This is a genomic window from Pseudomonas sp. AL10, from assembly GCF_029960685.1.
Lineage (GTDB): Bacteria > Pseudomonadota > Gammaproteobacteria > Pseudomonadales > Pseudomonadaceae > Aquipseudomonas > Aquipseudomonas lactis.
Genome location: NZ_JASBQZ010000016.1, coordinates 48925 through 61053, shown reverse-complemented (window position 1 = coordinate 61053; position 12129 = coordinate 48925). Strand labels below are relative to the sequence as shown.

At 60.3% G+C, this 12129-nt stretch carries 7 protein-coding genes; 5 read left to right on the top strand and 2 right to left on the bottom strand.

The genetic code is table 11. From position 1 onward, the window contains the following. Positions 1–189: 189 nt before the first annotated feature. From QK296_RS16520 to QK296_RS16500, 5 genes are all read left to right on the top strand, one after another. Positions 190–2700, top strand: a complete 2511-nt coding sequence (locus tag QK296_RS16520) for an acyl-CoA dehydrogenase (protein ID WP_282391109.1) — start codon at positions 190–192, stop codon at positions 2698–2700. Between the two features lie 153 nt (positions 2701–2853). After that, positions 2854–4197, top strand: coding sequence for a 3-oxoacyl-ACP reductase (locus QK296_RS16515; RefSeq protein WP_003190767.1), 1344 nt, complete (start codon positions 2854–2856; stop codon positions 4195–4197). Positions 4198–4200: 3 nt separating this feature from the next. Further along, on the top strand, positions 4201–5091 hold the full coding sequence (locus QK296_RS16510; RefSeq protein WP_003190768.1) for a MaoC/PaaZ C-terminal domain-containing protein: 891 nt from the start codon (positions 4201–4203) through the stop codon (positions 5089–5091). Further along, positions 5088–6386, top strand: coding sequence for an acetyl-CoA C-acetyltransferase (locus QK296_RS16505; RefSeq protein WP_057709863.1), 1299 nt, complete (start codon positions 5088–5090; stop codon positions 6384–6386). The genes QK296_RS16510 and QK296_RS16505 overlap by 4 nt, the downstream gene beginning before the upstream one ends. Positions 6387–6417: 31 nt before the next feature. Continuing rightward, entirely contained in the window at positions 6418–8121 is a 1704-nt protein-coding gene (locus QK296_RS16500) for an AMP-binding protein (protein WP_003190771.1), read from the top strand. A 23-nt stretch (positions 8122–8144) separates the two neighbouring features. On the opposite strand, the gene QK296_RS16495 is transcribed toward QK296_RS16500, so the two are convergent. Both QK296_RS16495 and QK296_RS16490 read right to left on the bottom strand, forming a co-directional pair. Continuing rightward, positions 8145–10211 carry a M10 family metallopeptidase C-terminal domain-containing protein gene (locus QK296_RS16495; RefSeq protein ID WP_282391108.1) on the bottom strand — a complete coding sequence of 689 codons (2067 nt, stop codon included), beginning with the start codon at positions 10209–10211 and terminating at the stop codon, positions 8145–8147. 378 nt (positions 10212–10589) lie between these two features. Beyond that, a complete protein-coding gene (locus tag QK296_RS16490) occupies positions 10590–11705 on the bottom strand; it encodes a Gfo/Idh/MocA family oxidoreductase (RefSeq protein ID WP_034135422.1) in 1116 nt (371 codons plus the stop codon). Between the last annotated feature and the right edge of the window lie 424 nt (positions 11706–12129).

Genomic DNA, 12129 nt, shown 5'->3' with positions numbered 1-12129 from the left:
AGCTGTGATGTGTGTCGGTGATAACAGGCTGAGGCATTCAGCCGTGTTTTTTTGGCTTAATGATTAAATAAAAATTTCAAAACAAAATTTGAATTTGATCTTTGAAGTTTGTAGTGTGGTTTTCAGCCGCAGCTCATGTCGAGCTGCCCACGCGTTTGCCACACCCTGAATCAAGTAGAGGTCTCCCCCATGCTTATCTGGTTATTGGTGGGTATCGCAGCAGCGATTGCCCTGGCTTACCGACAAGCCGCCGCCGCCCTGTGGCTAAGCGCCGGCATCGTCTGGCTGGCGGTTGGTTACCTGTTCAACGCGGTGGCCGGCCTGGGCCTTACTGTCGCGGCTTTGCTGGTGGTGCTGCCCGCCTTGGTGCTGGCAATCAAACCCCTGCGCCGCAAGCTGCTGACCACCAGGGCCTTGGGCCTGTTTCGTACAATCATGCCGGCGATGTCCGATACCGAGCGTGCGGCCATCGAGTCCGGCACGGTGTGGTGGGATGCCGAGCTGTTCAGCGGCAAACCCAACTGGCAGCGCCTGCTGCAAGCCGCGCCGGCCAGCCTGAGCGCCGAGGAGCAAGCCTTCCTCGACAACGAAGTCGAAACCCTGTGCGACATCGCCAACGACTGGGAAACCACGCAAGTCTGGCAGGACATGTCCCCCGAGGGCTGGCAGTACACCAAGGATGCCGGGTTCCTCGGCATGATCATTCCCAAGCAGTACGGCGGCAAAGGCTTCTCCCACTACGCCCATTCCCAAGTGGTGATGAAGCTGTCGACACGCTGCTCGGCGGCAGCGATTTCGGTGATGGTGCCCAACTCCCTGGGCCCGGCCGAGCTGTTGCTGCATTACGGCACCGACGCCCAGCGCAACTACTACCTGCCGCGCCTGGCACGCGGTGACGACATCCCCTGTTTCGCCTTGACCAGCCCGTATGCCGGCTCCGATGCCGGCGCGATCCCCGACCTGGGCATCGTCTGCAAAGGCATGCATGAGGGCGAGGAAGTACTGGGTTTCAAAGTGACCTGGGACAAGCGCTATATCACCCTCGGCCCGATTGCCACGGTGCTGGGCCTGGCGTTCCGCGCCGAAGACCCGCAGGGCTTGCTTGGCGCGCCAGGTTCCCTGGGCATTACCTGTGCGTTGATCCCCACTTCCCACCCGGGCGTGAACAGCGGCCGGCGTCACTGGCCGTTGAATGCGGTATTCCAGAACGGCCCAACCACCGGCAAGGATGTGTTCATTCCCTTGGAGTGGGTGATCGGTGGCCGCGACCAAATCGGCAACGGCTGGCGCATGTTGATGGAATGTCTGGCGGCAGGTCGGGCAATTTCCCTGCCTTCGGCCAACGTCGGCCTGGGCAAAGTGGCGGTGCGCGGTACGAGCGCCTATGCGGCGATGCGCAAGCAATTCGGCCTGCCCATCGGCAAGTTCGAAGGTGTACAGGCGCCGCTGGCGCGCATGGCCGGGCATCTGTATGCCTGTGATGCGGTGCGCAAGGTGTCGGTGGCATCCCTGGACGCCGGCGAGAAACCGTCGGTGATCTCGGCCATTGCCAAGTACCACGTCACCGAGCGGGCGCGCATCATCGTCAACGACGGCATGGACATCGTCGCCGGCAAAGGCATCTGCATGGGCCCCAATAACTTCCTCGCCCGTGCCTACCAGCAAAGCCCCATCGCCATTACGGTGGAGGGTGCGAACATCATGACCCGCTGCCTGATCATCTTTGGCCAGGGCTTGATTCGTTGCCATCCCTACGTGTTCCGCGAGATGGAAGCGGCGCACAACCCCGACCGGCGCAAGGCCCTGGAAGACTTCGACAGCGCAATGTTTGGCCATGTGAGTTTTGTCGTGGCCAACACTGTACGCGCAGCGGTGCATGCCCTGACCGGCGGACGCCTGATTTCGGCCCCGGCCAAGACCGACTCGGCGCTGGCTGCCTACTACCGCCAGGCCAATCGGCTGTCGGTGGTGCTGGCGCTGATCTCGGATATTTCCATGGGCGTGCTGGGCGGTGCCCTCAAGCGCAAGGAAAGTATTACCGGGCGCCTGGGGGATATTTTGTCGCAGTTGTACATCCTGTCTTGCGTGCTCAAGCGCTTCGAGGATGACGGCAGACCCCAGGCGGACTTGCCGCTGGTGCACTGGGCGGCCCAGGACGCCTTGTTGCGCGCCCACGAAGCCTTGGCCGAAGTGCTCGACAACTACCCTTCAAAGCCCGCAGCAGCAATGGTGCGTGCGTTGAGTTTTCCGTTTGGCATCCCGCAGCGCAAACCGTCGGATCGCCTGTTGGCGCAGGTGGCGGAGGTGGTGCAGACCCCTGGCGAGACCCGCGACCGGTTGCTGGCCAATTCCTACATCCCGCGTCCGGAAATCGACAAGCTGGCGTATGGCGAACTGGGGTTCCGTTTGTTGCCCCAAGTGGAGTTGATCGAGGCGCGGCTCAAACCCGCCATCAAGCAAGGTTTGCTCGGCCCGCTGCCGATTTCTGCCACGGCCTTCACCGACTGGCGCGTCAAGGCGCGGGCGCTGGACTTGATCAGCGACGACGAAGACGCCTTGCTGGCGCGCTATGTGGAATACGCCGACCACGGTATCCAGGTGGATGACTTTCCCCAGGACTTTGGTTTGCTGGAGGCTCTGCAGCAGCGTAAGCAGGCACTCGAGCCGGTGGCCAAACGGCGCAGCGTCCCGGTCAATTAAGAGAAAACCCGGTCCACCTGTGGGAGCTGGCTTGCCTGCGATGGCATCACCTCGGTTTGACTGACACACCGAGTCGTCTGCATCGCAGGCAAGCCAGCTCCCACATTCGATCGGGTTTACAAGGCACGTATGTGTTGTGAGTGAGTGCTTACCATGAGTGACAGCTACCTTTCGTTCGTCAATTCCCCCTGGGGCCGGCGCCTGGCCCAGGCCGTTGGCTTGCCGCAACCCTTGGCGCTGCAACGGCATCGCAGCGGCCAGGCCGGCCTGGCTAACCCTGTGATCATCGCCGGGGCAGGGCGCCTGCTGGCTTCGGTGCAGCGCATCTTCAGCGCCACCGACACCGTCGCCGCGACCCCGGCGACGCTCAAGGCACCGTCCACGGTCAAGGTGCAAGGCGCGGTGTTCGACGCCAGCGGCGTGACCGACCTGCAACAGTTGGACGAGCTCTACCTGTTCTTTCACAGCAATGCCAAGCGCCTCGGCCAGCATGGCCGGGTGGTGGTGCTCGGCACCGCGCCCGAACATTGCCACGACTTGCCCCAGGCCATCGCCCAACGCGCTCTTGAAGGCTTGGTGCGTTCGCTGGCCAAGGAGCTGCGCCGCGCGATCACCGTGCAATTGCTGTACGTGGCGCCGGGTGCGGAAGACGCGCTGGACAGCAGCCTGGGGTTTTTCCTGTCGCGCCGTTCCGCCTATGTCTCGGGGCAGGTGGTGCGCCTGGAAAAACCGGTCGATGGCCATGCCGCCATCAACTGGGACAAACCCTTTGCCGGCAAACGTGCCCTGGTCACCGGCGCCTCCCGTGGCATAGGCCTGGCGATTGCCCAGGTGCTGGCGCGCGACGGTGCCCATGTGGTGTGCGTGGACGTGCCCCAGGCGCAGCAAGCCCTGCAGCAGGCGGCGACCAGCGTGGGCGGTTCGGCGCTGCCCCTGGATATCACCGCCGCTGACACCGCCGCGCTGTTGCAAACCCATGTCAGCCAATATGGCGCTTTTGATGTGGTGGTGCACAACGCCGGGATCACCCGCGACAAGACCATCGCCAAAATGACCGAGGTCGCCTGGCGCAGTGTCCTGGCGGTCAATCTCGAAGCCCCGTTGCAGCTCAGTGAGGCCCTCCTCGACAGCCAGGGCTTGAACCCCGGCGGGCGCATTGTGTGCGTGTCGTCGATTTCCGGCATAGCCGGCAACCTGGGGCAGAGCAACTACGCCACGTCCAAGGCCGGGGTGATCGGCCTGGTACAGGGCCTGGCACCGCGTGCGGCAGCCCGGCAGGTCACGGTGAACGCGGTGGCCCCCGGCTTTATCGAGACCCAGATGACCGCGAAGATCCCGCTGATGATCCGCGAAGCGGGGCGGCGCATGAATTCGTTGTCCCAGGGCGGGCAACCCATCGACGTGGCCGAGACCATTGCCTGGCTGGCCCATCCGGCGTCGGGCGGGGTTAATGGCCAGGTGGTGCGGGTGTGCGGCCAAAGCCTGTTGGGAGCCTGACCGATGGACTACGTGACACAGATTATCGACCCACCGCCGTCGCGCACGCAGTTGTTGTTCGACGGCCTGCGCGCCTTGCGCAAACCCAAGCCCGACGGTGCGCCGCCATTGCCCACAGCGCGCCTGGTGCGCAGCGCGGTGGAACTTTCGCCGCCCGGTATCGCCGCATACGCACGGGCGTGTGGCTTTCGTCGCGAACAGGGCGTGCCATTGTCCTATCCCCATGTGCTGGCGTTCCCCCTGCACCTCATGCTGCTGACCCGGCCGAGCTTCCCTTACCCGGCCAGTGGCATGGTGCACCTGGCCAATCGCATTCGTCAGCACCAGCGCCTGCACGAGGGCCAGGCGCTGCGCCTGGAGGTGTATTGCGAGCGCTGGGTGGCCCATCCGAAGGGGCAGGCGCTGAGCATCGCCACCCGCGCCTACAGCAGGGAAACCCTGGTGTGGGAAAGCGACAGCCTGTATTTGCGCCGTGATGTCAGCAACCCGGTGGGTGAACCCTGGAGCGACCCGCTGCCGTTGCAGGAACACGACCTGTTACGCACCCAACGCTGGGTGCTGCCCGCCGACCTGGGGCGACGCTTTGCCAAGGTCTCGGGGGATTTCAACCCCATTCACACCTCAATCATCGGTGCCAAACTCTTCGGCTTTCGTCGCGCCATCGCTCATGGCATGTGGACCCTGGGCCGCGCATTGGCAGCGCAACAGCCACCCGGCGGGCTGGACCAGGCCGAGGCCCATTGCGACTTCAAATTGCCGATCTTCCTGCCCGGCCAGGTTGCCCTATGGGGCCACCCCGTGAGCGGCCCACGGCGCGAGTTCGAAGTGCGCAATTTCGCCGGGGACAAGCCCCATATGCGCGGGCTATTCATTTGCAAAGAGAGCCAGCAATGAGTGACTACAGTTTTACCCCAGCCCCGACCCGCCGCGTGGCGATTATCGGCGGTAACCGTATTCCATTTGCGCGCTCCAACACGGTGTATGCCCACGACAGTAACCAGGATCTGTTGGTCGCCGCCCTGCAAGGGTTGGTGGAGCGCTACAACCTGCACGGCCAACGCCTGGGCGAGTTTGCCGCCGGGGCGGTGATCAAGCACTCGCGGGATTTCAACCTGGCTCGCGAGGCGCTGTTGTCCACCACGTTGTCCCCGCAAACCCCTGCCTATGATGTGCAACAAGCCTGTGGCACCGGGCTTGAAGCTGCGTTGCTGGTGGCGAATAAAATTGCCCTAGGCCAGATTGAAGTGGGCATCGCCGGTGGCGCCGACACCACGTCCGACGCGCCCATTGGCATCAACGAATCCTTGCGCCATACCTTGCTTGCGGCCAATCGCGCCAAAAGCATGGGTGACAAGCTCAAGGCGTTGCTGAAAGTACGCCCATCGATGCTGTTCAAGCCACTGCTGCCGCGCAATGGCGAGCCGCGCACCGGGCTGTCCATGGGCGAGCACTGCGAAGAAATGGCCAAGCGCTGGCAGATCAAACGCCTGGCCCAGGACGAACTGACCCTCACCAGCCACCAGCGCCTGGATGCGGCTTATCAACGCGGCTTCTTCGACGACCTGATCAGCCCCTATCGCGGCTTGGCTCGGGACAACAACCTGCGCGCCGATATCAGTCTGGAAAAGCTCGCAGGCTTGTCGCCGGCCTTCGACCGCCAGAACGGCACGCTCACCGCTGGCAACTCAACCCCGCTGACCGATGGCGCCTCGGTAGTGCTGCTCGCCAGTGAAGAATGGGCCGCCGCCAATGGCTGGCCGGTGTTGGCCTACTTGCGCACCGGCGAAACGGCTGCGGTGAGTTTTGTCGACGGCACCGAGGGCCTGCTGATGGCGCCGGCTTACGCCGTGCCGCGCATGCTTGCGCGTGAAGGCTTGAGTTTTGCCGACTTCGATTTCTTCGAGATCCACGAAGCGTTTGCCGCCCAGGTGCTGTGCACGCTCAAGGCGTGGGAAGACCCGCAATATTGCCGCGAACGACTCGGCCTTGATGTCCCTCTGGGCAGCATCGACCGCGCCAAGATGAACGTCAACGGCGGCTCACTGGGCTGCGGCCATCCCTTTGCGGCCACCGGTGGCCGGCAATTGGCGGCGCTGGCCAAGGCCATCCACGAACGCGGTGGCGGTCGTGGTCTGATCTCGATCTGTGCGGCAGGTGGGTTGGGCATCACCGCCATCGTCGAAAAGTAGCGCTATCAAAAACAACAATAAGGACACTGCCATGAACGCTATCAGCCTGGAACACACCGAACGCATCTGGTTGAACACTTACTTGCCAGGCGTGCCAGCGGATATTGATGCTGGGATCGAGGACTACCCGTCGCTGCGGGAAGTGTTCCTGGAGCACCTGGAAAAATTTCGTGAGCGGGTGGCCTATGTCAGCATCGGCACCGAAATGACCTACGCCGATTGGCGCACTCAGGGCATTGCCTTTGCCGCCTGGCTGCAGGGCCAGGGCGTGAAGAAGGGTGATCGCGTGGCCCTGATGATGCCCAACTGCTTGCAGTACCCGATCTGCCTGCTGGGCACAATCCTGGCCGGGGCGGTGGTGGTCAATGTCAACCCGTTGTACACCGCCCATGAACTCAAGCACCTGCTCAAGGACAGTGGCGCCGAAACCGTGGTGATCTTCGAAAATTTCGCGCATACCCTGGAAAAAGCCATGGTCGGCAGCAGCGTCAAGCGTGTGGTGGTCGCGGCCATTGGCGACTTGCTGGGCACCTTCAAGGGCGCGGCAATGAACTTCATCCTGCGCAGCGTGCAGAAGCAGGTACCGGCCTTCAGGCTGCCCGGCGCGCTGCGCTTCAACCAGGTGCTCAAACAGGGCAGGGCCATGCACCATTTACCGGTCAGCCTGCACCGCGATGAACTGGCCTTCCTGCAATACACCGGCGGCACCACCGGTGATGCCAAGGGCGTGATGCTCAGCCACCGTAATATCATCGCCAACCTGCTGCAAGCCAAGGCCTGGGTCGGTGATCAGTTAAACCTGCACAAGCAGGAAACCAATGTGACCTTGCTGCCGCTGTACCACATCTTTTCCCTGACGGTGAACTGCCTGATGTTCATGTGCCTGGGCGGACGCAATATCCTCATCGCCAACCCCCGGGACGTGAAGCGCGTGCAGATGATCCTGCGCAAGGAGCGCTTCAATGGCATTGCCGGGGTGAACACGTTGTTCAACGGCTTGCTGGAAAACAAGGAGTTCTGTGCACGGGACTTTTCCGACCTGCGCCTGGTGATTGCTGGCGGCATGGCCACCCACACCGCGGTGGCCAAGCGCTGGAAGGAAGTCACCGGGCTGCCGATCATCGAAGGCTACGGGCTGACCGAGTGCTCGCCCGTGGTGAGCATCAGCCCCATTGATATTTCACGCATGCGTGAGATGGAATTCACCGGCAGCATTGGCGTGCCGTTGCCCTCGACCTGGGTGCGCTTCGTACGCGAAGACGGCGTACTGGCGGACATTGGCGAGCAGGGCGAGTTGCAAGTTCGCGGCCCGCAAGTGATGCAGGGCTACTGGCAACGGCCAAAAGAAACCGCCGAGGTGCTGGACGCCGAGGGCTGGCTGTCGACCGGGGATATCGGCGTGATGGACGCACGTGGGTATATCCGCCTGGTGGATCGAAAGAAGGACATGATTCTGGTCTCGGGTTTCAATGTGTACCCCAATGAAATCGAGGACGTGGTGGCCATGCACCCTGGGATTGCCGAAGTGGCGGCCATTGGGGTGGAAGATGCGGTGACTGGGGAGAAGGTCAAGATCATCGTCGTGCGCAAGGACCCGCACCTGACTCAGGAGCAGATTCTTGCGCACTGCCGGGAGTACCTGACGGGGTACAAGCTGCCTAAATATGTTGAGTTTCGCACCACGGAATTGCCCAAGACCACCGTCGGTAAAGTGCTACGCAGGGCGTTGCGTTGAGGCTGTTTAGCCTGTGAGCACCCTTACAGGTAACCGTCATCCTGGATGTTCAGTCCGATCACGTCTTCGTTGCTGATGGGGCGGGTACTCTTGATCAGAAAATCGGTCTTGCCATCGCCCGTCAGGTCAACGCCCAGGAAGTACCTGCCGGTGAACGGGTTGTGCACGATGATCGTGTCGCCGGGCTGGTTGCGGTACTGGTTGACATAGTTGAGTTTGACTTGGGCATTTTCGCTCATTTTTCTCAAATCAATCTTGTCTTTGCCCGTGGTGAAGTCCAAGAGGGTGTCCGCGTTGTTGCGTGGAGAATCGCAGGCAAAATGGTAGCTGAAGGTATTAAAGCCTCCATTGCCGGTCAGATGGTCCGCGCCTGCACCACCGATCAGGATGTTATCGGCGCTATTTCCGCTGATACGGTCGTTACCCTTGCCACCTATGGCGTTTTCGATGACGGTTGTTTGCGTAATAAACACATTGGCGCGTAGCCCACCTACGCTGGAGCGAGTACCGGGTGTCAGATCAATCTGTTGGTCTTGATAGAAACCAGAGAAGTCCACGGTGTCGTTGCCTTTTCTGTCGTCCACGCTGAAATAAGGTTTGTCGCAGGCAGAGGTGAGGGTTGTACTGGGGCGTCCGGTATTTGCATTGAAACCATAGACCGTGTCGCGCGTGTCGGGTCGGGGGCATGATACTGGGGTGGGCCTGGGCTCTGGTTCTGGCTTGGGCTTGGGTTCACGCTTGGGCCTGGGCTTCGGTTCTGGTTCAGGCCTGGGTTTGGGGGCTGGCTCAGGTTCTGGCTCGGGCACAGGCTCGGGCTTTGAATCCGCGTGGGTCAGGATGTCGTCCGGCGCTATAGGTCCTTTGCTCAGAATCAGTAGTGCAGAGTCAGGTTTGCCGCTCACATTCAGAACCAGTTTGTGCATCTTGGCATTTTCATCGTAGCTGAGCGTCAGCTCGCCTTTGCGACCGGTGAGTACGCTAACCAGCTCCGGCTTTTCAATGCCGGCGTCGTTGAGCACCCTGGACAGGTCGATCTTGTCGACGCCGCTGGTAAAGTCTTCAAGTATGTCCGGATTGCCAGGGGTGGAGTCGCTGGCTTTGTTATAAACAAAGGTATCAGCACCACCGCCGCCTATCAGTGTGTCGCGACCGGCTCCGCCGGTTAGTCTGTTATTGACGTGATTGCCGATCAGTACGTCATGCCCTGAGCCACCGATGGCGTTCTCCATCACAACGCCCTTGGCGATGGACACGTTGCCCACGCGGCCGCCCACATCCGAGAGTGTCTCGGCGGCCAGGTTTATCTTTTGGTTCTGCTTGAAGCCGGAAAAGTCCAACGTGTCTTCGCCGCCGTTGTCCCAGACACAAAAGTTGGTCAGGTCGTCGGCGGAGGTCAACGTATAATGATCGCGCTCAGTGTTGGAGTTAAAGCCGTAGGTTGTATTATCTTTTCGGGTTTCATAATTGGGTTCGTATAAGCGATGAATGCCTGCGATGTCGTGCATTGCTGGAGTCAAGTTATAGTCCGAAATACGAAGCCTAGGATTGTCTGTGGGTAGCCACCATTTGTTACTGTAACTCATGGCAGTATGAGTATGGTTGTTTTCTGGGTAATCTCCGGTTGGATGGTCTAATCCCAAACTATGACCAAGCTCATGGATCATGGCAGAATGCAGGGGCGAGTTCTTATCGCCGACGCCGATGCCAATGCTTGCAGTTCCTTGGTCATTTGGCATGACGGCATATCCACCAACGCCCGGATTGGCATGAAGTACAAAAAACGCATCAGCCTCCTTGGCGTTTTCGGTGAACTTGACTTTGACCACGTCTTCCCAAGCCTTGATGGCGCTCTTGAACGCTTTCTTTCTGGCCTGGCTGAACTCACCTGCGCCCTGGTCTAAAAATTTATATGAAACTGTTAGTTTGCCGTCGCCATTTTTATCTTTTAATTTCAAATTGTCGCGAGTAAGGTCTCGTGCAACCTTGTCCGATAACGAAGGTGCAAGTGGATCGGCTGTTGGGGCGTCGGCCGAGAGCGGGTAAGTTTGAGGTTTTACGTACGAGGGATGATAATTTGTAATGGCTGACATGAATATGTCTCGGATTGTTTGCGTTGGGTTGGGTTTTAAGAAGTGCTTGAATTCTTGTGGTGAAGTAAGGTGGCTTATTTATTTATATAAGGCCAGAGGGTATTTATTTCGATGTGTGATGGTAAGTAATAGGCGTATTTGAGGTGAGAGTTGTTTGTACGGTGCTGTATGAGGTTTTGTTTGTTTCAGGTGGGGGATGGCTGATTAAAGTTGGGAAAGTTTACTGGTTGAAGTGCGAATGCGTCGATTTGCTCCAGCCTTGAGGGAAGGCTGTCAAGCCTTCCTCGCGAGCGTCCTTATGAGTGGCAAGGACAGTGCATGCCCACACTGGAGGCGAGGGCGGCGTTTATCCGGCTGACCGGGACGGACCGGCTTGCGTTAAAGTTTGCCGACCCTGACCCAGCGTTCTTCCTGAGCCGCAACTCGAATCGCCGTCGCCAACCGCTCCACCTCCCACGCCGCCTCAAAGTCTGTGCCCTGCGCCCCTTGGCCGGCCAGCGCCATGATCAACTCGTGCACTTCCAACGTCTTCAATTCGTTGTAACCCAGCTGATGCCCCGCCGCCGGGCTGAACGCCGCATAACCGGGCAGGGCAGGGCCTGCCAGCAGACGCTGGAAACCGTCCTGGCCGATGCGGCACAGACGCAGTTCATTCAAGCGTTCCTGGTCAAACGCCAGGGTGCCTTGGGTGCCGCTGATCTCAAAGCTCAGATGGTTCTTGTAGCCGTGCTTGAGCCAACTGCTGCTCACCGTGCCACGGGCGCCGTTGGCGAAACGCAACAGGGCGTGCACTTGGTCATCCACGGCAATGGTTTTTGAGGTCGGGCTGCCGGCGGTGGCGGGGCGCTGGTTGTGCACGGTCTGGGTATCGGCACAGACATGAGTCACATCGCCCACCAGATAGCGGGCCATCGACAGCAAATGGCTGCCCAGATCAGCCAGGGCGCCGCCGGCGTGCTCCACTTCGCAGCGCCACGACCAAGGGGAGGCCGGGTCGGCCATGAAGTCTTCGCTGAACTCACCCTGGAAGCTGATGAGTTGGCCCAGTTCGCCTTGGGCGATCATCTGCCGCGCCAACACGATCATCGGGTTGTGCTGGTAGTTGTAACCCACCCGCGTTACCACTCCGGCGGTATGGGCGGCGCGGCGCATGGCGTCGGCTTGTTCAAGGCTGACGGCCAGGGGTTTCTCGCAATACACCGCTTTACCCGCCGCAATCGCGGCCATGGCCATGGGGTAATGCAAGTGGTTGGGGGTGGTGATAGCCACGACATCGACCTTGGGGTCATTGATCAACGCTTGCCAGTCGCCATGGGCCTGGGCAAACCCCCAGGCGCTGGCGCAACGCTGGGCGCGTTCGGTGTCGGCATCGGCCAGGGCGGCCAGCTTGAGCTGCACGGGCAGTTCAAATACCGCCCGAGCGTTGTTGAACGCCAGCGCGTGGGCGCGGCCCATGAAGCCTGTGCCGATCAAGCCGATTCCGAGTTCACGCATCGTCGTGGTCCTTTGGATTATTGTTTTCAGGAACGCCATTAATGGAATAAAAATTCACTAAATTCAATAGATGGAATAAAAATTCATTCTCCCTGATCGTTCCCACGCTCCGCGTGGGAATGCCGCCCGGGGCGCTCTGCGCCACGCTGTTTGCGCGGTGAGGACGCAGAGCGTCAGGGGTGCATTCCCACGCGGAGCATGGGAACGATCACGTGGGGCCATCATTTCAGCTGATGCAGCTATATTCAGCACATGGCCAAAAGCCGCCAGTTAACAAAAGATAACGTAGCGCCGATTGTCAGACGATTCCAAAGCCCGATAGGATGGCTCCTGCTTCCTCCAGGCGCTCTAGATTGCAGGTTTCAAGGCCCTGAAAGAGAAGACGACCTAACAATAATAAATGGGAGAAAGGTCTATGAGTGAG